Origin of the sequence: Mesorhizobium sp. M1348, assembly GCF_040317925.1 — a bacterium.
In the GTDB taxonomy this organism is placed as follows: domain Bacteria; phylum Pseudomonadota; class Alphaproteobacteria; order Rhizobiales; family Rhizobiaceae; genus Mesorhizobium.
Genome location: NZ_JAMYLH010000002.1, coordinates 194,867 through 215,259, shown reverse-complemented (window position 1 = coordinate 215,259; position 20,393 = coordinate 194,867). Strand labels below are relative to the sequence as shown.

The following is a 20,393-nucleotide window of genomic DNA, read 5'->3' as shown; positions in this document are numbered from 1 at the left end:
CAGAGCCATTAGAAACTACGACACGTTCGGGCGGAATGACAGCTTTGGGTCTCGAAGTGCTCTACGACCAGACCACGGAACAGGAGTTCGAACGCGACGGGAAGAGGGTCGCTTTGGCGGACCAAATAAGCGCGCTGCCCATGATCGCCCGCGACCTCGCCGAACGCCTGAACGAGGCGGCTGGCGCGTGTATCGATAAGGCGATGGCCGACGCCAAGGCACAGAAAGGCGAGCGCCTAAATCCCTCAACTGCGAATCAAACAAGCCCGCTGCCTCACAGTTGCGGGCTTTCTTCGCTGCGAACATGGCGGGAACAAATGGGCTGATCCGTGTTGCAGTCATGTTGCAATGACAACAAGGGACGGACCGAGACAGGCCCGGAAAGCAAGGGGTTGAGCGCTACAGGACGTGAAAACCCATGCAACACGCACCGGTCGCGATGGTGCTGCGTAACCGATTGTTTTCATTCATGAAGTTTTTGGCTGGGGAACCTGGATTCGAACCAGGACTAACGGAGTCAGAGTCCGTGGGTCTACCGTTAACCTATTCCCCAGCAGGCGCGGCTGTTGAAAACCACGCGGGCAGGGCGACGATGTCGCCGCGCGTGCCTTGTAGCCGCCGCCGGAAAATAGTCAACCCTGTGTCTGGGCTCAATCGTCGGCTTCCGGCGCGTCAATTCGCGCTACGGCTGAATTGCGAGCGCTCGAAATACAGCACCACGCCGAGCGCGATCAGCAGCGGGATGATCAGGTAGAACAGCCGGAATACCAGGAGCGCCGCCAGCACGCCGACCTGGTCCATATGTGACAAGCCGGCGAGGAACACCACCTCGAAGACGCCGAGCCCGCCCGGCGCATGCGAGATCTGCGCGATCGAGAACGACACCAGGAACACGCCGAGCACGACGAAATAGCCGGGATTGCCGGTGGCGGGCAGGGCGAAGAAGATGATCGCCGCCGCCGCCAGCAGCTCGATCGGGCCGACCAGCAATTGCCGTGCTACGATCGGCAGCGCCGGGTAGTGCAACTGGAAGCTGCCGATCCTCAGCGGCCTCAGATGCAGCCAGCTGCCGAAGACATAGGCCGCCACCAAGAGCAGCATGGCGAGCCCTGCCGCTTGCGACAGCTTGTGGTGCGGCGTGCCGGAAAACCGGTCGATCACCTCAGGCTCGAGCAGCAGGACGATGCTTGAGACGAACAGCGTCGACAGCACGAAGGTGATCCAGCAGATCGCCACCAGAATGCCGACATCCTGGCCGGTCAGGCCCTTGGTGCCGTAGGCGCGGTAGCGGATCACCGCACCGGAAAATACCGATCCGCCGATATTGTGCGACAGCGCGTAGGTGGTGAACGAGCAGAAGGTGACGAACAGCCACGAGACTCGTCTGCCGATGTGCAGCAGCGCTATGTGGTCGTAGCCGGCGAGCGAGGCATAGGCGATGACCGAGCTCAGCGCCGCCAGCATCCAGCCGCGCGCCGGGATGGCGACGATGCCGTCCCAGACGTCGTCGAGCGAAATGCCGCGCAATTCGTGCAGCAGCAGCCACAGCGAGAACACCACCGCGGCGATGCCGATGACGGGCCAGAAATAACGCCTCCAGTTCATGGCGTGACGATCATGCGTTGCAGCCCGTACCCGTTTTTCCGGTTCGCAGCAGGAAAATCGCCGGCGCTCCCGAATGGTTCATTTCAGAAATGCCTCATTGAAGCCGGCTATTCAACCGGGAAGGCGCGCCATCATCCGCCGAGGGCAGGGGCGAGACAACGCCGCCGGCAAAATTCGCCGCGAGCACTCTTGGTGATCCGGCCCGGCGCTGATAGTCTGGCCGCAACTTGAACATGTAAAAGCGCCTGCTGCGTCCGGTCTCGGTTCGCGCGGCGCCGGAAGGAACGACAGTGGAAGACCACGACGCCGGCGCTGGCGCGCCGGAAGTGGGCGTGTCCAGGGGTTCGCCGCCGCCCGGCCAGGCAAGCCCATCCGCCGGACGCTACGGCCGTCAGGCGCAGCCCCGGTCCGGCAATGGACAGGCTGGCGACACGTCCCACGATCACAAGGGTCAGAACGGCCCTCATCAGAACGGCAAACCCAAGAAGCGGCGCAAGCGGCGGCGCGGGCGCAAGGTTTTCGCACGCGACGAGGCTCGTCCGGTGATATCAGGCACTTCGGTGCCAGCCGCCGGCGATGCCCCGGCCGCTCGCCAGCCCCAGCCAGCGGCTTCGATCGCGCCCCAGTCCTCGATCGCGCAATCGGCTTCAATCGCGCAATTGCCTCCAGCCTCGCCAAGGCCGGGGCAAGGTGCCCGCACGCCGCCGCCGCTGCAGGAATTGCCGGTCTTTGCCGCGCTAGATCTCGGCACCAACAATTGTCGCCTGCTGGTCGCGGTGCCGACGCGTCATGGCCAGTTCCGCGTCATCGATGCCTTCTCGCGCATCGTCAGGCTGGGCGAGGGCCTTACCGCCAATGGCCGGCTCGGCGAGGCTGCAATGGACCGCGCTGTCGAGGCGCTGAAGATCTGCGGTGACAAATTGCGTAACCGCAAGGTCAGGAAGGCCAGGCTGATCGCCACCGAGGCCTGCCGCACCGCCGCCAACGGCGTCGAGTTCCTCGAGCGCGTCGAGCGCGAGGCCGGCCTGAAGCTCGAAATCATCGACCGCCAGACCGAGGCGCGGCTGGCAGTGTCGGGCTGCGGCTCGCTGGTCGAGCGCGACACGCAAGGCGTCGTGCTGTTCGACATCGGCGGCGGCTCGTCCGAAATCGCGCTGATCGACCTCACCGGTCAGCGCTCGCCAAGGCTTGCCAACCATATCGTGTCGTGGACCTCGCTGCCGGTCGGCGTCGTCTCGCTGGCGGAGCGTTTCGGCGGCCGCGCGGTGACGCGCGAGATCTTTGGCGCCATGGTCGAGGATGTCGCAATGCGGCTGCGCGCCTTCGACGGGCGCGACCGGCTGAGCCACCTCCTGTCCAGCCCGAAATTCCATTTGCTCGGCACGTCGGGCACGGTGACGACGCTGGCCGGCGTCCACCTCGATCTCGAACGCTACGACCGCCGCCGCGTCGACGGGCTGTGGATGAATCGCGACAGCGTTGATCGCATGGTCGAAAAACTGGTCGGCTGGGATTTCCAACAGCGCGTCGCCAACCCTTGCATCGGCGCCGACCGCGCCGACCTGGTTCTGGCCGGCTGCGCCATATTGGAGGCGATCCGCGCCGTCTGGCCGTCGGAGCGGCTGCGTGTCGCCGACCGTGGCCTGCGCGAGGGAATATTGAGCGAATTGATGGCCGATGACGGCGTCTGGCGCAACAGTGGGCGTGGCCGGCAATGACGAAGAAACCGGAAAGACCGAGTTCGGCCGGCATTCGCGTGCTGAAGACGAAGATCAAGAAGAAAAGCGGGCTGAAGGAATCGTCGCGCCGCTGGCTGCAGCGCCACATCAACGATCCCTATGTCCAGCGCTCGAAGGCCGATGGCTATCGCTCGCGCGCCGCCTATAAGCTGATCGAGATCGACGACAAGCACCATTTGCTCAAGCCCGGCATGAAGGTGATTGACCTTGGTGCGGCACCCGGCGGCTGGTGCCAGGTCGCCGCCGCACGTACGAAATCTACGGCGGAACACCCGAACGTCGTCGGCATCGATTACCTCGAGATGGACGCGGTGCCGGGCGCGCCGGTGCTGCTGATGGATTTCCTCGATCCCCAGGCGCCGCAGAAGCTGGCCGAGACGCTGGGCGGGCCGCCGGACATCGTGCTCTCCGACATGGCCGCACCCACCACCGGCCACAAGCGGACCGACCACATCCGCACCATGCATTTGTGCGAGGTGGCGGCCGATTTCGCGCTGTCGGTATTGAAGCCGGGCGGACATTTCCTCGCCAAGACGTTTCAGGGCGGCGCCGAGAACGAATTGCTGGCCAGGCTGAAGCGGAATTTCCGCTCGGTCCATCACGTCAAGCCGCCGGCCTCGCGCGATGAGTCGGTGGAGCTCTATTTGTTGGCGAAGGATTTTAAGGGTTAAGCTGCCTCAGCTTGTTGACGCTGGAGGGACAGCACCCCCCTCTGTCCTGCCGGACATCTCCCCCACGAGGGGGGAGATTGGCAGCTTCGGCGCGCCGTCTAATCCTGCAACGTTGAACATTGGCGAAAGCGGTAGCACAACCGATCTCCCCCCTTGCGGGGGAGATGTCCGGTAGGACAGAGGGGGGTGGGAAGGATCGCTACGGTTCTGCATTGCTCCGTTCTGTACCGCTCCGCCCCCTCAACTCCCCGGCGGGCTCACCGGCTCCAGGGTCTTCGGCGGCGTCAGTCGGCCATGTCCCGATACGGCATTGCCGGCGTCCGGCGCCAGCCGCATGAACGACAGCGAGGCCGCCGCCGACACCGCCGCCACGATGAAGAAGGCGGTGTGGAAGTCGCTCAGCGTCAGTGGGCCGCCATGGATCTTGGTCGACACTTCCAGGATGCCGCCGGCCAGCGCCACGCCGAGCGCGATCGCCAACTGCTGGAACACCGCCGTGATCGGCGTCGCCTTGCTGGTGTCGGCGGCCGAAATCTCGGCGTAGGCAAGCGCATTGATGCCGGTGAAGAACATCGAGCGGATGAAGCCCCCGGCGAGCAGCATGGCGAGGATCAGCCCATAGGGCGTATCGGGTGTGAACAGGCCGTTGATGGCGATGGACGCGGCAGCGATGAGCGAGCCTGAAATCAGCACACGGCGGAAGCCGGCGACCCTGAAGATCAGCGCGGTGACGAATTTCATGCCTATGGCGCCGATCGCCGAGACAAAGGTGATCATGCCGGACTGGAACGGCGTCAGCCCGAAACCGATCTGGAACATCAGCGGCAACAGGAAAGGTACGGCACCAATGCCAATGCGGAACAATCCGCCGCCGAGCACCGACGAGCGGAACACCCGATTGCGAAACAGCTCGAGCGCCAGCAGCGGATTCTTGGCGCGGCGCGCGTGCAGCAGATAAAGCACCGCCGACGCCAGCCCGACGGCTACGGTGAAAAAGCCGGCAGCGGGCGGCAGAGCCGGCAGGCTGACCACCGACAGGCCGAACACAATGCCCGATGCCGCCAGCCCGCTCAGCACAAAACCGATGAAATCGAGTGGCGGTGTCTCGGCAGGGTCGGTCTTTGGCAGGAAACGCGTGGCCAGCCAGATGCCGATCAGCCCGATCGGCACGTTGATCAGAAAAATCCAGTGCCAGGAAAAATAGGTCGTGATGAAGCCGCCGACCGGCGGGCCGACCAGCGGGCCGACCAGAGCCGGGACGGTCAGCCATGACATGGCGGCGACGAGTTCGCTTTTCGGCGTCGCGCGTACCAGCACCAGGCGTCCGACCGGCGTCATCATGGCGCCGCCAATGCCTTGCAGGAAGCGTGACACCACGAAAGCCGGCAGCGAATTGGACATGGCGCACGCGACCGAACCGGCGATGAACACGGCGATCGCGGCACGGAAGACATTCTTGGCGCCAAAGCGGTCGGCCATCCAGCCGCTGATCGGAATGAAGATCGCCAGCGATACCAGATAGGCGGTCAGCGCCAGCTTGAGCGCGATCGGGCTGGTGTGGATGTCGATGGCGATCGCCGGCAACGATGTCGCAATGACGGTCGAATCCATGTTCTCCATGAATAGAGCGACCGCCAGAATAAGCGGAATGGTGCGGTTCACGATGGATCCGGCCTTGAAATGTGCGTCGCCGCTTGCTTGCCGGCCTTGAGGGCCAAACCGACACGTAGGGCGGTTATCATGCCTTGGCCCGGATGTCGCATTAAATTGCTGTCACGTTTGTGCGACCGCAAGTCTTGCAGCACCTGGGGCAAATGCAGCTTTGCCACTACACAACCATCGGCTTTTCAACGGCGACGGGACGTGTTACGAGCCAGCGCCAATCCTGAAAGGGAAGAAGACGAGTCGGCGCTGTCCATCAGGGCGAGCGCCTTTCCTGCATTCCGAGGGCTGGCCATGGCAAAAATCATCGAGACGTCCACCGGCGCATTGGCGCTGACTTTTGACGACGTGCTGCTGCAGCCGGGTCATTCCGAGGTCATGCCCGGCGAGACCGACATCCGCACCCGCATCGCCGGCGACATCGACCTCAACGTGCCGATCCTGTCGGCCGCCATGGACACGGTCACCGAGGCAAGGCTTGCCATCGCCATGGCCCAGGCCGGCGGCATCGGCGTCATCCACCGCAATTTCTCGCCGGCCGAACAGGCCGAGCAGGTGCGGCAAGTGAAGAAATTCGAATCCGGCATGGTGGTCAACCCCGTCACCATCGGTCCCGAGGCGACGCTTGCAGATGCGCTGGGTCTGATGCGCACCTACAGCATCTCGGGCATTCCGGTGGTCGAGAACGGCGGCAGCGGCGGCCACACGGTGGGCCGGCTGGTCGGCATCCTGACCAACCGCGACGTCCGCTTCGCCTCCGACCCGGCGCAAAAGGTCTATGAGCTGATGACCCGCGAGAACCTGATCACGGTCAAGGAGAACGTCGATCAGGACGAGGCCAAGCGACTGCTCCATCAGCACCGCATCGAGAAGCTTGTTGTGGTCGACCGGGACGGCAATTGCGTTGGGCTGATCACGGTCAAGGACATCGAGAAGTCGCAGCTCAACCCGCACGCCACCAAGGATGCGCAGGGACGCTTGCGGGCCGCCGCCGCCACCAGCGTCGGCGATGACGGTTTCGAACGGGCCGAGCGCCTCATCGAGGCCGGCGTCGACCTTCTGGTGATCGACACCGCGCACGGTCATTCGCAGCGCGTCCTGGATGCGGTGACGCGGGCCAAAAAACTCTCCAACTCGGTTCGCATCCTGGCCGGCAACGTCGCCACGTCAGAAGGCACGCTGGCGCTGATCGATGCCGGCGCCGACGCAGTCAAGGTCGGCATCGGGCCGGGTTCCATCTGCACCACCCGCATCGTCGCCGGCGTCGGCGTGCCGCAGCTCTCGGCGATCATGTCGGCGGTCGAGACGGCGCAGAAATCGGGCGTCTCGGTCATTGCCGATGGCGGCATCAAATATTCGGGCGATCTCGCCAAGGCGCTGGCCGCCGGGGCCAGCGCGGCGATGATCGGTTCGCTGCTGGCCGGCACCGACGAGAGCCCGGGCGAGGTCTATCTGCATCAGGGCCGCTCCTTCAAAGCCTATCGCGGCATGGGCTCGGTCGGCGCGATGGCGCGCGGCTCCGCCGATCGCTACTTCCAGGCCGAGGTGCGCGACACGCTGAAACTGGTCCCGGAAGGCATCGAAGGGCAGGTGCCGTACAAAGGACCTGTGTCTGGCGTGCTGCACCAGCTTGCAGGCGGCCTGAAAGCCGCTATGGGTTATGTCGGTGGCCGCGACCTTGCCGATTTCCGCGAGCGCGCCACTTTTGTGCGGATATCCAATGCCGGACTTCGTGAAAGCCACGCCCATGACGTCACGATTACCCGCGAAAGCCCGAATTATCCTGGCGGAGCCTGACCGTCATGCGTCTTGGCGCAATCTGGCGGCAATGATCCTGCGGCTGTCGCGCCACGCGGCCGCACTGTGTGTCGCCACCGTGGCGGTTTTCATCATCATGACGGCGATGGAGTTCCTCTATTTTCGCCAATTGAGCGGCGGTCTGCCGTCGCTCGACATGCGCTATGCCGGTTTCACTCCGGATGAGGGCATGGCCTGGCTAACGGCCCTCGGCCGGCGCGGCAGCGAGATTATTCTCGTCTGGCATTACCTGACCTTCGACCTGCTTTTTCCGGCGCTGCTATCGCTGACGATGGTCAGCCTGATCCTGGCCACGGGCAGGCGGCTGAAAAACTTCCGTGCACTGCCTGCGCAAACCCAGGCGATATTCGCAGCCGTGCTGGTGCTGCCCTACACGCTTGCCGACTATGCCCAGAACATCGCCGTGGCTCGTCTATTGTCCGATTTCCTGTCAGCCAATCCGGATTCGCTATCCTTCGCCTCGGCGCTGATCGTCACCAAATTCGCCCTACTGGCGATACCGGTGACCGTCATTGCGGCTTTCACTCTGATGGCTCAGAAACGGCCTTGAAGGCTGGGTGACAACGACAGGGGGCGTCTTGAACCAGACCGCGATCTTCTGGCCGATGCTGGCGCAGGTGCTGCTGGTCTATATCGTCTATTTCGTAATGGGCCGGCGCCGTTATGGTGCGGTCAGATCGGGCGAAGCCAAGACCGGCCAGTTCAAGACGCGCTCGACGGAGCCTGGTTCCAGCATCAGCGTCGCCAACAATCTGAGTAACCAGTTCGAACTGCCGGTGCTCTTCTACGTCTTATGCTTGACCCTGCACGTGACCAATGGCGTCAATTATCTGACCTTGGCACTGATGTGGATCTTTGTCGTCTCCCGCTATCTTCACGCATCGGTCCACTTGACCAGCAATCGGCTACTCCTGCGCAGCAGGGCATTCTACCTGGGCGCGGTAGTTCTCGCACTTGGCTGGATATGGCTGGCGCTGCATCTGCTCGGCTTGGTCTGAGCAAGCTCAAGGCTACAAATCGAACACTGCAATCTTGCGCTTGTCGAACCTGATGGCGAGTTCGCCGCGCACCAGCTTGAGCGCGGCCTCGCCGAAAACGGCACGCCGCCAACCTTGCAATGCAGGCACGTCGGCTTCCTCGCCCTCGGCAGCGATGCGGTCGATGTCGTCACTGGAGGCGAGTACCTTGGATGCGACGCCTTCCTTTTCGGCAACGATCCGCAGCAGCACCTTCAGCAACTCCGCCGCGGCGCTCGACCCCTCTGGCGGCTGGAAGCTCTTCGGCAGCTTCGGCATCTCTTCCCTGGGCAGGGCGAGCGCAGCGTTTACTGCTCCAAGCAGTGCCGTAGCCGTCGACGAGCGCTCCCAGCCCTTCGGCGTGGTGCGCAGCTTGCTCAGCGCCGCAGCGTCGCGCGGCGCCTGCTGCGCTACTTCGTAGATCGCATCGTCCTTGAGCACCCGGCCGCGCGGCACGTCGCGCTCGCGCGCTTCGCGTTCGCGCCAGGCGGCCACCGCCTGGACGATCGCCAGTTCCTGCGGCTTGCGCAGCCGCATCTTGAGCCGCTTCCAGGCATCCTCGGGATGCGGATCGTAGGTCTCGCGCGAGGTCAGCACGTCCATCTCCTCGTTCAGCCAGTGGGCGCGGTTTTCCCGCACCAGCTCGGCGCTGAGATGCTTGTAGACCTCGATCAGGTGGGTGACGTCGGCGAGCGCGTAGTCGAGCTGCTTTTCGGACAGCGGACGGTGGCGCCAGTCGGTGAAGCGCGAGGACTTGTCGAGCCTCGCGCCGGTGATGCGCTGCACCAGCTGGTCGTAGGAGACGCTGTCGCCGAAGCCGCAGACCATCGCCGCGACCTGGGTGTCGAACACCGGATGCGGCACCAGATCGCCGAGATGCACAATGATTTCGATGTCCTGCCGCGCCGCATGGAAGACTTTGACGATCGCCTCATTGGCCATCAGCCTGAAGAACGGTTTCAGGTCGATGTCGGGCGACAGCGGATCAATCAGCGCCGTCACCCCGGGCGCTGCCATCTGGATCAGGCACAGGATCGGCCAGAAGGTCGTTTCGCGAATGAATTCGGTATCGACGGTGACGAACTCCGCCTTTTCGAAAGCGGCAATAACGGTCTCGAGTTCTTTCTGGGTGGTGATGACGTGCATCAAATCGCTTTTGGCAAGGGATAGGGTCTCTTTCAATTTCAGCCGCGCGCGCTTTCGTCAAGCGCAAGCACCTCTATCGGGGCTTTACGGGTTCATCGGGATCAGCATTCCGCTTCGCCAACCGGGCAAAAACCGTAGACGTGCGCAACAGCGCCGTAAAACGGCTGCGATGGCTGGCCGGCACGGCGGAGCGCGCCTGCATCCGGTAAAGGATGACGGCCACGAAGATCGCATAGACGGTGGCGCTGAACACGAACAGCGCGCTCGGCCCGAAAAATTGCATCACCGTCGAGGCGGCGAACGGCCCGCCGATGGCGCCAAAGGAATAAAACAGCATCAAGGCTGCATTGATCAGCACGAACTCGCCCTTGTCGGCGCGGTCGTTGGAATGCGCGGCCGACAGCGAATAGAGCGGCATGGCGAAGCAGCCGAAGATGAAGACGAGCAGGAAGTTGAGGAACGGACTGCCGCCTGCCACGAACGCCAGCGCCAGTGCCGCCACCATCGCACAGCACGTCGTCATCAGCAGGACCGAGCGCCGGTCCCAGCGGTCGGAGAGATAGCCAAGCGGGTATTGGATGATGGCGCCGCCAAAAATGCCGACGCTGACAAAGGTGACGACGTCGGCGACCGACATGCCGATCTGCTCGGCATAGACCGGCGACAGGGTGCGGAAGGCGCTGTTTGTGACGCCGACGGCGATGCAGCCGAAGCAGCCGAGCGGTGAAATCCGCCAGACGCGCGCCAAATCGAGCTTGACGTCTTCCGGCGGCGTCGGATTGGAGCGGTCGCCGAGCGAAACCGGCACCAGCGAAACGGTGATCATCATCGACATGATGGCGAAGATGGCAAAGCCGCCGGCGCCGAAGATCGGGATCAGGAACTGGGCGCCCGTCACCGAGCCGATGTCGACCATGCGGTAGATGGCAAGCACCCGCGCCCGGTCGGTGTTGGTGACGCCGGAATTCAGCCAGGCTTCCATGATGGTGAACAGGCCGGCAAAGCAGAACCCGCCGGCAAAGCGCACGGCGCACCACATCACCGGATCGATGACCAGCACCAGAAGCAGCGTTCCCGCCGAGGCGATCGCCGCGAGTGCCGAAAAGGCGCGCACATGGCCAACGGACTTCATGATGCGGGTCACGGCAAGGCAGCCGAGCAGGAAGCCGGCGAAATAGAACGTGCCCATCAGGCCGATCGAGGAAGCGGGAAAACCCTCCTGCGCACCACGCAGCGCAATCAAGGTGCTCTGCAGGCCGTTGCCGCCGAGCAGGATGCCGGCGGCGATCAGGAGCGGGATCAGCGGGCGGATGGAGGACATGAAGGAATGCCTGTCGTTGATCCTTCTTGAACCATCGCCTTCGCCAATGCCAGCGGCAATTCCCGGTGGCGTTGGGGCCAGCCGGGGGGCCTTAATGCATGTCGCGCAAAAGTGTGCAGCGGTTTTGCGATAACGACATGCATAAAAACAAGAACCTAAACCGCGTCGCATGAGGCCGATCGAACGCGACGCGCTTTAGGTCCACTACCGACGTGGGAGCTTGCGCTGCCGCGTGGCGCCCGACGCTCCGTGTTGGGAACCAAGGCGTATCTTTGTAGTTCAGTGCTGGTGGGCGAATACGCGTCTTGTGAGCTGCCGGTGTGCGGAGACGGTGTCGGGCATCGACGTCCGTTTCTGCTGCCCGGCCTGAAGCTCCAAAGGGAGGTCCGCCATCATGAAATTTCATCCCGCATTTGCTGCATTTGCCGTGGCCGCAGTTCTGGCGGCCGGGCCGGCGCGGGCTGTCGACCTCGCGATGGTGTCCGGCGACACCGGCAACGGCCAGAGAATCCTTCGCGAGATCCTCGATCAGTACGAGAAGAAGACCGGCAACAAGGTTAGCGTCGTTCCGCTGCCGCCCTCGGCGACGGACCAGTTTGGCCAATACCGGCTCTGGCTCGCTGCCGGAAGCAGCGACGTCGACGTCTATCAAACAGACATCATCTGGGCCCCCCAGCTTGCAAGGCAGTTCATCGACCTGACCGAAGCGACCAAGGATGTCGTTGGCGCCCATTTCCCATCGATCATCAAATCGCAGACCGTGGACGGCAAGCTCGTCGCGTTGCCGATCTTCACCGACGCTCCGGCGCTCTACTACCGCAGGGATCTCCTCGACAAATACGGCGCCAGGGTGCCGGCCAGCTGGGCCGAGCTTGCCGACACCGCCAAGCGTGTCATGGACAAGGAGCGCGAGGCCGGCAACAAGGACATGTGGGGCTTCCTTTTCCAGGGCAACGCCTACGAGGGGCTGACCTGCGATGCACTCGAATGGGTGAAGTCGAACGGCGGCGGCCAGGTTATCGAGCCGGACGGCACGATCTCCATCAACAATCCGCAAGCAGCCGCGGCGCTGGAAATGGCGAGGAGCTGGGTGGGAACCATCTCACCGCCCGGCGTTCTGGCCTACCAGGAAGAAGAGTCGCGCGGTGTCTGGCAGACCGGCAACGCCGTCTTCATGCGCAACTGGCCCTACGCCTACGCGCTTGGCAACAGCGAAAGCTCACCCATCAAAGCCAAGTTCGAGGTGACGACGCTGCCGCCGGGGTCGGGTGAGGGCGCCCGCCCGGCAGCAACGCTTGGCGGCTGGAATCTCGCGGTTTCCAAATATTCGAAGAACCCGGATGCAGCGATCGAGCTGGTCAAATGGATCGCCTCGCCTCAGATGCAGAAGTACCGCGCCTTGAAGGGGGCATATCTGCCGACCATCGAGGCACTCTATGACGATGCCGACATCGCCAGCGCCCAGCCGGTGATTCCGCGCTGGAAGGAAGTCGTCCTCAACGCGGTGCCGCGTCCCTCGGCCCAGGCCAAGAGCAGGTACAATGAGGCATCGAGCGAGTTCTGGACCGCCGTCCACAACACCATTTCCGGCGAGGGCACGGCTGCGGACAACCTTGCCGATCTGGAGTTCTCCTTGACCAGACTCAAAGGCACCGCCTGGTGACCTCGCCGCGCTCAGGCTCGCTGCTGGCGCGTCAGCGTGCGCGCTCGGCATGGCTGCTGCTTGCCCCGATGCTCATCGTGCTTGCCGCCGTTGCCGGCTGGCCGTTGATGCGCACGATCTATTTCGGGTTCACGGATGCCTCGCTCGCCGACCTCGAAGCCCGCCGCTGGGTTGGCTTCGCCAACTATTTCTCCGTCCTGCAAATGCCGAGCGGCCGCGTCATCTATGACGGGCTGCTCGCCGATCCGGTCTGGTGGCGCGCTGTCTGGAACACGGTGCGCTTCGCGGTGATTTCGGTGACCTGCGAGACGGTGCTCGGCATGATCGTCGCGTTGGTGCTCAACACCAAGTTTCGCGGCCGTGGCATCGTGCGCGCCGCGATCCTCATCCCTTGGGCGATCCCGACGATCGTCTCGGCGAAAATGTGGCAGTGGATGCTCAACGACCAGTTCGGCATCATCAACGACGTCCTGCTCAAGCTTGGCCTGATCAGCACAAAAATCGCCTGGGCGGCCAGCGCCGACACGGCGATGGTCGCCGTCCTCGTTGTCGACATCTGGAAAGCGACCCCTTTCATGGCGCTTCTCATTCTCGCCGGTCTCCAGATGCTTCCACAGGAAATCTACGAGGTCGCCAAGCTCGACGGCGTCGGCGCGTGGAGAATTTTCTGGAAGATCACCTTGCCGCTCATCCGACCGGCGTTGATGGTGGCCATGATCTTTCGCGGTCTCGATGCCTTGCGCATCTTCGATCTGATCTACGTGCTCACGCCAAACAACATACACACCAAGTCGATGTCGGTGTTTGCCCGCGAGAGCCTGTTTGAGTTCGACAAGTTCGCCTACGGTTCCGCCGCCTCGACGCTGCTCTTCCTCATCCTAGCTCTGCTGACCATGCTCGTTCTCTGGCTCGGCCGGATAAGACTGGACAAGGACTATTGATCATGTGGGACTACTGACCATGTGGATCGTCAAGCGCGCGGCTTTCTACCTCCTCGTCGCCGTCATCGTCGTCGTCGCGGTGTTCCCGTTCTACTACGCCATCATCACCAGCCTGAAATCGGGGACGGCGCTCTTCCAGATCGACTATTGGCCGACGACGATTACCTTCAGCAATTACCGGACCGTTTTCACCGAGGGGACCTTCCTGCGCAACCTCGTGAACTCGCTGTTCATCTCGAGCGCCGTTGTCGTCATTTCGCTGTTCCTCGGCGTCACCGCCGCCTATGCGCTGGCGCGCATCCGCTTCAGAGGCCGCTCGGCTCTGCTCCTCATTATCCTGTCCGTCTCGATGTTCCCGCAATTGGCGGTGCTTGCCGGTCTTTTCGAGCTGATCCGCACCTTCGGCCTCTACAATTCGCCGTTCGCGCTGATCTTGTCCTACATGATCTTCACCTTGCCGTTCACCGTCTGGGTGCTCACCGCCTTCGTTCGCGACCTGCCGATCGAGCTGGAGGAAGCGGCGATCCTCGATGGCGCCACGCCCTGGATCATCATCAGCCGCGTCTTCCTGCCGCTGATGTGGCCGGCGCTGGCGACCACCGGGCTTCTCGCGTTCATCGGTGCGTGGAACGAGTTCCTGTTCGCTCTGACGTTTACCTCCAGCAACGAGCAGCGAACCGTGCCGGTCGCGATCGCGCTGCTCTCCGGCAACTCGCAGTTCGAGATCCCGTGGGGCAACATCATGGCCGCATCGGTGATCGTCACCGTGCCGCTCGTCATCCTCGTCCTCATCTTCCAGCGCAAGATCGTCTCCGGCCTCACGGCGGGCGGGGTCAAGGGATAAGGTGGATAGTTGAACTGCCGCACAGAGCAGCGAATTAGGATTGAGGCCTCTGGGATAAATTGATGCTGGTGGGGCAGGGGCGGGAAGAAACGCGAAATCGACCCGTGCGCCGCTTGCCTTGACAAATGCACCCTCTCATGTGCTTTTCGCGCAAATTTTCAGGCTGGGCCATCATGCCTCGGCCGCAACCCAACATCCGGACTTTAAGAATGACAATGCATCGTTACCGCAGCCATACCTGTGCCCAGTTGAGGAAGGCCGACGTCGGTTCCTCCGTTCGCCTGTCGGGCTGGGTGCATCGCGTGCGCGACCATGGCGGCTTGCTGTTCATCGATTTGCGCGACCACTACGGCCTGACGCAGATCGTCGCCGATCCGGATTCGCCGGCCTTCAAGATTGCCGAGACCTTGCGCGGCGAATGGGTCGTCCGCGTCGACGGCGAGGTCAAGGCGCGCCTCGCCGACACTGTTAACCCTAATTTGCCGACCGGCGAGATCGAGATTTTTGCGCGCGAGATCGAGGTGCTGTCGGCGGCCAAGGAATTGCCACTGCCGGTCTTCGGCGAGCCGGACTATCCGGAGGACATCCGCCTCAAATACCGCTTCCTCGATCTGCGCCGCGACACGCTGCACAAGAATATCGTCGCGCGGACGAAAATCATCGCCGAGATGCGCAAGCTGATGGGCGAGGTCGGCTTCACCGAATTCTCGACGCCGATCTTGACCGCCTCGTCGCCGGAAGGGGCGCGCGACTTTCTGGTGCCGTCGCGCATTCACCCCGGCACGTTCTACGCGCTGCCGCAGGCACCGCAGCAGTACAAGCAGCTGATCATGGTGTCCGGCTTCGACCGCTACTTCCAGATTGCGCCGTGCTTCCGCGACGAGGATCCGCGCGCCGACCGTCTGCCGGGTGAATTCTATCAGCTCGACGTGGAGATGAGCTTCGTCGAGCAGGAGGACGTGTTCACCACCATGGAGCCGGTGATGCGGGGGGTGTTCGAGACCTTTGCCGCCGGCAAGCCGGTGACGCAGAAGTTTCCGCGCATCGCCTATGATGTCGCCATGCGCAAATACGGCACCGACAAGCCGGATCTGCGCAACCCGATCGAGATGCAGGCCGTCTCGGATAATTTTCGCGATTCCGGCTTCAAGGTATTCGCCAACATCCTTGCCAACGATCCGAAGGCCGAGGTCTGGGCAATTCCAGCGAAAACCGGCGGGTCTCGCGCCTTCTGCGACCGCATGAACTCATGGGCGCAAGGCGAGGGCCAGCCAGGGCTGGGCTACATCTTCTGGCGCAAGGAGGGCGAGAAGCTTGAAGGCGCCGGGCCGCTGGCCAAGAACATCGGCGAGGAGCGCACCGAGGCGATCCGCCAACAACTCGGCCTTGCCGATGGCGATGCCGCCTTCTTCGTCGCCGGCGACCCGAAGAAATTCGTCTCCTTCGCGGGAGCGGCGCGCAGCCGCGCCGGCGAGGAGCTCAATCTTGTCGACCGCGACCGCTTCGAATTGTGCTGGATCGTCGACTTCCCGTTCTTCGAATGGAACGAGGAGGAGAAGAAGATCGACTTCGCGCACAATCCGTTCTCGATGCCGCAAGGTGGCATCGATGCGCTTAACGGCGAGGATCTGCTCGGCATCAAGGCGTTCCAGTACGACATGGTCTGCAACGGTTTCGAGATCGCCTCAGGCGGCATCCGCAACCATCTGCCCGAAACCATGGTCAAGGCGTTCGAAACCGTCGGGCTGGACCGCGCAACAGTCGAGGAACGCTTCGGCGGCCTTTACCGCGCCTTCCAGTATGGCGCCCCGCCGCATGGCGGCATGGCGGCCGGCATCGACCGTGTCGTCATGCTTCTGGTCGGCGCAAGGAACCTGCGCGAAGTGACCATGTTTCCGATGAACCAGCAGGCCTACGACCTGTTGATGAACGCGCCGTCGGAAGCCAGCCCGCAGCAGCTTCGCGAATTGTCGCTGCGCGTGGTGGCGACGAAGAAAGAGGTTTAGGAAACGCTCCGAACCGGGTGCTATTGATTCATAAAAAAGCCCGGCAGCGCTGCCGGGCTTTTTGCTTGAAGCCTGTCTCTATCAATCTTCGTTCGCCGTAACCGTCACGCCGAGCGTTTTCGGCAGGTCGAGCGGGTTGGACATGGCGCCCGCCATGATCAGCGCGAACGGCACCGCTGCCGACGGCTCGGCCGAGACCTCGATGCTTTGCGGATCGTCGAGGAACTTGTTGACCGCGGCCGAAACCTGCGCCGTCAGTTCCGGATTGTTGAGCTGCGCCATGCCGAATGGCACGATCGCCTTGGCCTGGTTGGCGATGTCCTTGCCGGACATGCCTTGCTGCTTGCCGGCATAATCGAGCACCTTTTTGGTCAGCGAATCGTCGTCGAAGCGGATCGAGGCGCTGTTGAACGAAAGCTGCTGCAGTAGCCCGAGCATGGCCATGCCTTGAGCGGAATTGTCCGCGCCTTCGGGCTGCGCTGCCATCTTCTTCTGCATCTCCTGCAGTGATTTGATGACGTCCAGCGTGTAGCCGCCGAGATCGAAGGTCATGCCGAGCGTGCCGGCATTGTCGACGGATATTTCGTATTTCGACAAGTCCATCCTGCCGTCGGTAGGCTGCCAGGTGCCTTCCATCTCAAGATTGCCTGATATGTTCTGGTAGCCGAGCGCGTTGATGACTTCCTTGGACTTCGGATCTTCGACCAGTGTCAGGTCGGCAGCGAATTTTTCCGTGGTGCCGGAAAACGCCAAGGCCTTGCCGTCGGCCGGCGGCGTGATTGCGATGGCAAGCCCGTCCATCGAGAAAGCGGTCTTGTCAGCCACTTTGACTGTCATGTTGTCGAGCTCGGCCGATTTGTACATCATCAGCGAGCCCAGCGGACCGGTTGCGCCTTCGGCCGGAACCGTCATGTCGTGGATGACGAAGGGGCTGAGATTGAGCGTGACGCCATCTTCGCTGTGTTCGAACGGCGACGTCGATACGGTCGCGATTTGATAGCCGCCATTGGCTTCGGTCACGCCTTCGAGCTTGACGTCGCCGATCTTGAGCGCCTCCTTTTCGGCCGCCGGCTTGACCGCTACGCCTTGCAGAACCATGCTGGAGGTGTCGCCGGTTACTCCGGTCCAGGAGAGGTCGACGCCTTGGGCGGCGAGGGCAGCCTTCAGCCGGTCGGCGACCGCGGTATCCTGCGCTAGGGCCGCGTTCAGCGGCAGCGTCAGCAAAAAGGTCGAAAAAGCCAGTCTTTTAATAAGTGTCGAGTGTCTGATCGTCATCGAGAGCTCCCCTGAGAGTGTCCTGAAATTCTTTTCGAATCGTCGCGTCGTCACCATTCGGTGACGAACTGGACCGGAAAAAGGCGTGCCTCGGCACAATGATCGAAAATCGCGGCCAAAGGCAAACCCGATCCATCAGGCTTGCGATAGAAGCAGGATGTAACGGGTTGATGTTGGCCGGCGTCGTGACGCTTCCAATTCCTGTTTCATAATGGATGTCGCGCAAAAGTGTGCAGCGGTTTTGCGATTACGACATGCATCAAAACAAACCTAAAGCGTCGCATGAGGCCGGTCGAACGCGACGCGCTTTAGGAGGACGCATACCGGTGCCTCTTGCCGCGAATCACCCGCTCGGCTAGTGCCAGCCCATGGGAAAAAGGCTTTTGCCGCCCGAGAGTGGCGGCGGCGACAATATCGAGCCGGTCGATCTGAAGAAGGCGCTGGAAGAGCGCTACCTCGCCTACGCGCTGTCGACCATCATGCACCGGGCACTGCCGGACGTGCGCGACGGGCTGAAGCCGGTGCATCGTCGCATTATGCATGCCATGCGCCTGTTGCGACTCAACCCCGACCAGGGCTTTGCCAAATGCGCCCGCATCGTCGGCGAGGTGATGGGCAAATTCCATCCGCATGGCGACCAGTCGATCTACGACGCGTTGGTGCGGTTGGCGCAGGATTTTTCGATGCGCTACCCGCTCGTCGACGGGCAGGGCAATTTCGGCAATATCGACGGCGATAACGCCGCCGCCATGCGCTACACCGAAGCGCGCATGACCGAAGTGTCGACGCTGCTGCTGGAAGGCATCACCGAGGACGCCGTCGATTTCCGACCGACCTATAACGAGGAAGACGAGGAGCCCGCCGTGCTGCCCGGCGCCTTCCCGAACCTGCTCGCCAACGGCTCTTCCGGTATCGCCGTCGGCATGGCGACCTCGATCCCGCCGCACAATGCGGCCGAGCTTTGCGACGCCGCGCTCCACCTGATCGAGCATCCGGATGCGCCGGTGACGAAGCTGATGGATTTCGTACAAGGTCCGGATTTCCCGACCGGCGGCATCATCGTCGACAGCCGCGCCTCGATCCTCGAAGCTTATGAAACCGGCCGCGGCGGCTTTCGCGTCAGGGCGAAATGGAACCAGGAGGATCAGGGCAGGGGCACCTGGAACATAGTCGTCACCGAAATCCCCTACGGCGTCCAGAAGGCCAGGCTGATCGAAAAGATCGCCGAGCTCTTGATGGCGCGCAAGCTGCCGCTGCTCGAGGATATCCGCGACGAGAGCGCCGAGGACATCCGCGTTGTGCTGGTGCCGAAGAGCCGCTCGGTCGATCCCGGCATCATGATGGAATCGCTGTTCAAGCTGACCGAGCTCGAAAGCCGCTTTCCGCTCAACATGAACGTGTTGTCGCGCGGCAAGGTGCCGAACGTGCTGTCGCTGAAAGGCGTGCTCAAGGAATGGCTGGAGCACCGCCGCGACGTCCTGATCCGCCGCTCCAAGCACCGTCTCGGCGAGATCGAAAGGCGGCTGGAGATCCTCGCCGGCTATTTGATCGCCTACCTCAACATCGACGAGGTGATCAGGATCATCCGCGAGGAGGACGAGCCCAAGCAAGTGATGATGGCGCGCTGGTCACTCACCGACACCCAGGCCGAAGCCATCCTCAACATGCGGCTGAGAGCGCTGCGCAAGCTCGAGGAATTCGAAATCCGCGAGGAATTCAATGGCCTGACCGGCGAGAAGAAGCAGATCGAGGCACTGCTTGCGTCCGACGCCAAGCAGTGGGCGACGATCAAGTGGGAAGTCGCCAATGTTCGCCAGAAATACGGGCCCGAGACCGAGATCGGCAAGCGCCGGACCGAGTTCGCAGATGCACCCGAACATGACCTGACCGATATCGCCCATGCCATGATCGAGCGCGAGCCGGTCACCGTCGTCGTGTCGGAAAAGGGCTGGCTGAGGGCCATGAAAGGTCATCTGACCGACCATTCGGCCCTGACCTTCAAGGAAGGCGACAGCCTCAAGCTCGCCTTCCACGCCCAGACGACCGACAAGGTGCTGGTCTTCACCACCGGCGGCAAGTTCTACACGATCGGCGCCGACCGGCTTCCGGGTGGGCGTGGCCATGGCGAGCCGATCCGCATCATCGTCGACATGGACAACGACCAGGACATCGTCACCGCCTTCGTCCATGATCCCAAGCGCAAGCTGCTGCTGGTGTCGCATGACGGCAACGGTTTCATCGTGCCGGAAGAAGAAGTCGTCGCCAACACCCGCAAGGGCAAGCAGGTGATGAACGTCAAGGCGCCCGACGAGGCCCAGCGCTGCGTGAGCGTCGCGGGCGACCATCTCGCCATTGTCGGCGAGAACCGCAAGATGCTGGTGTTCCCGCTAGCCGAGATCCCGGAGATGGGGCGCGGCAAGGGCGTGCGCCTGCAGAAGTACAAGGATGGCGGTGTCCTCGACGTCAAGACCTTCACGCTCGCGGCAGGTCTCTCCTGGCAGGATTCGGCCGACCGCACCTTCGTCAAGTCGCGTGAAGAGCTGATCGAATGGATCGGTGCCCGAGCCTCGGCCGGACGCATGGTGCCGAAGGGATTCCCGAGGACTGGGAAATTTGGGTAGCTGCTAATCTCCCCCCTCGAGGGGGAGATGTCGCCGAAGGCGACAGAGGGGGTCGGCACGTCCTG

General features: G+C 62.7%; 16 protein-coding genes and 1 tRNA gene. 11 read left to right on the top strand and 6 right to left on the bottom strand.

Annotation, left to right across the window (positions count from 1 at the left end):
* Positions 1 to 44: 44 nt before the first annotated feature.
* Entirely contained in the window at positions 45 to 326 is a 282-nt protein-coding gene (locus NKH13_RS05120; RefSeq protein ID WP_352910914.1) for a hypothetical protein, read from the top strand.
* A 153-nt stretch (positions 327 to 479) separates the two neighbouring features.
* Here the strand turns inward: NKH13_RS05120 and NKH13_RS05115 are convergent.
* Positions 480 to 553, bottom strand: a tRNA-Gln gene (locus NKH13_RS05115).
* Between the two features lie 119 nt (positions 554 to 672).
* Entirely contained in the window at positions 673 to 1,605 is a 933-nt protein-coding gene (locus NKH13_RS05110; RefSeq protein WP_352714895.1) for a putative bifunctional lysylphosphatidylglycerol flippase/synthetase, read from the bottom strand.
* Positions 1,606 to 1,895: 290 nt separating this feature from the next.
* Here NKH13_RS05110 and NKH13_RS05105 point away from each other — a divergent pair, with 290 nt between their 5' ends.
* Complete coding sequence (locus tag NKH13_RS05105) at positions 1,896 to 3,323, top strand: Ppx/GppA phosphatase family protein (RefSeq protein WP_352714893.1); 1,428 nt, start codon at positions 1,896 to 1,898, stop codon at positions 3,321 to 3,323.
* Positions 3,320 to 4,015 carry an RlmE family RNA methyltransferase gene (locus tag NKH13_RS05100; protein WP_352714891.1) on the top strand — a complete coding sequence of 232 codons (696 nt, stop codon included), beginning with the start codon at positions 3,320 to 3,322 and terminating at the stop codon, positions 4,013 to 4,015. Before NKH13_RS05105 ends, NKH13_RS05100 begins: the two co-directional genes overlap by 4 nt.
* A gap of 240 nt (positions 4,016 to 4,255) precedes the next feature.
* Here the strand turns inward: NKH13_RS05100 and NKH13_RS05095 are convergent, their stop codons facing one another.
* Entirely contained in the window at positions 4,256 to 5,677 is a 1,422-nt protein-coding gene (locus tag NKH13_RS05095) for an MFS transporter (protein WP_352910909.1), read from the bottom strand.
* 294 nt (positions 5,678 to 5,971) lie between these two features.
* Here NKH13_RS05095 and guaB point away from each other — a divergent pair, with 294 nt between their 5' ends.
* The 3 genes from guaB to NKH13_RS05080 are packed head-to-tail and all read left to right on the top strand — an operon-like array spanning position 5,972 to position 8,493.
* A complete protein-coding gene (gene guaB / locus NKH13_RS05090; RefSeq protein ID WP_352910907.1) occupies positions 5,972 to 7,474 on the top strand; it encodes an IMP dehydrogenase in 1,503 nt (500 codons plus the stop codon).
* A 31-nt stretch (positions 7,475 to 7,505) separates the two neighbouring features.
* On the top strand, positions 7,506 to 8,045 hold the full coding sequence (locus NKH13_RS05085) for a hypothetical protein (protein ID WP_352714886.1): 540 nt from the start codon (positions 7,506 to 7,508) through the stop codon (positions 8,043 to 8,045).
* Between the two features lie 28 nt (positions 8,046 to 8,073).
* Positions 8,074 to 8,493 (top strand): MAPEG family protein, encoded by a 420-nt coding sequence (locus NKH13_RS05080; protein WP_352910905.1) that lies wholly within the window; start codon positions 8,074 to 8,076, stop codon positions 8,491 to 8,493.
* A gap of 12 nt (positions 8,494 to 8,505) precedes the next feature.
* Here the strand turns inward: NKH13_RS05080 and rnd are convergent, their stop codons facing one another.
* Together rnd and NKH13_RS05070 are read right to left on the bottom strand one after the other, a co-directional pair.
* Entirely contained in the window at positions 8,506 to 9,657 is a 1,152-nt protein-coding gene (rnd, locus tag NKH13_RS05075) for a ribonuclease D (RefSeq protein WP_352506534.1), read from the bottom strand.
* Between the two features lie 73 nt (positions 9,658 to 9,730).
* Positions 9,731 to 10,978 (bottom strand): MFS transporter, encoded by a 1,248-nt coding sequence (locus NKH13_RS05070; RefSeq protein ID WP_352714884.1) that lies wholly within the window; start codon positions 10,976 to 10,978, stop codon positions 9,731 to 9,733.
* A 394-nt stretch (positions 10,979 to 11,372) separates the two neighbouring features.
* Between NKH13_RS05070 and NKH13_RS05065 the strand changes: the two genes are divergently transcribed.
* From NKH13_RS05065 to aspS, 4 genes are all read left to right on the top strand, one after another.
* On the top strand, positions 11,373 to 12,641 hold the full coding sequence (locus NKH13_RS05065) for an ABC transporter substrate-binding protein (protein WP_352910902.1): 1,269 nt from the start codon (positions 11,373 to 11,375) through the stop codon (positions 12,639 to 12,641).
* 68 nt (positions 12,642 to 12,709) lie between these two features.
* Positions 12,710 to 13,582 carry a carbohydrate ABC transporter permease gene (locus tag NKH13_RS05060; RefSeq protein ID WP_352715237.1) on the top strand — a complete coding sequence of 291 codons (873 nt, stop codon included), beginning with the start codon at positions 12,710 to 12,712 and terminating at the stop codon, positions 13,580 to 13,582.
* A 19-nt stretch (positions 13,583 to 13,601) separates the two neighbouring features.
* A complete protein-coding gene (locus NKH13_RS05055; RefSeq protein WP_352911599.1) occupies positions 13,602 to 14,426 on the top strand; it encodes a carbohydrate ABC transporter permease in 825 nt (274 codons plus the stop codon).
* Between the two features lie 215 nt (positions 14,427 to 14,641).
* The gene (gene aspS, locus NKH13_RS05050) at positions 14,642 to 16,432 is read left to right on the top strand and encodes an aspartate--tRNA ligase (protein ID WP_352715234.1); all 1,791 of its coding nucleotides are present in this window, start codon (positions 14,642 to 14,644) and stop codon (positions 16,430 to 16,432) included.
* Between the two features lie 81 nt (positions 16,433 to 16,513).
* Here the strand turns inward: aspS and NKH13_RS05045 are convergent, their stop codons facing one another.
* Positions 16,514 to 17,707, bottom strand: coding sequence for an aq_1923 C-terminal domain (locus NKH13_RS05045; RefSeq protein ID WP_352714880.1), 1,194 nt, complete (start codon positions 17,705 to 17,707; stop codon positions 16,514 to 16,516).
* A 368-nt stretch (positions 17,708 to 18,075) separates the two neighbouring features.
* Here NKH13_RS05045 and parC point away from each other — a divergent pair, with 368 nt between their 5' ends.
* Positions 18,076 to 20,328: a DNA topoisomerase IV subunit A gene (parC, locus tag NKH13_RS05040; protein ID WP_352714878.1), complete on the top strand. Its 2,253-nt coding sequence runs from the start codon at positions 18,076 to 18,078 to the stop codon at positions 20,326 to 20,328.
* Positions 20,329 to 20,393: the final 65 nt, after the last annotated feature.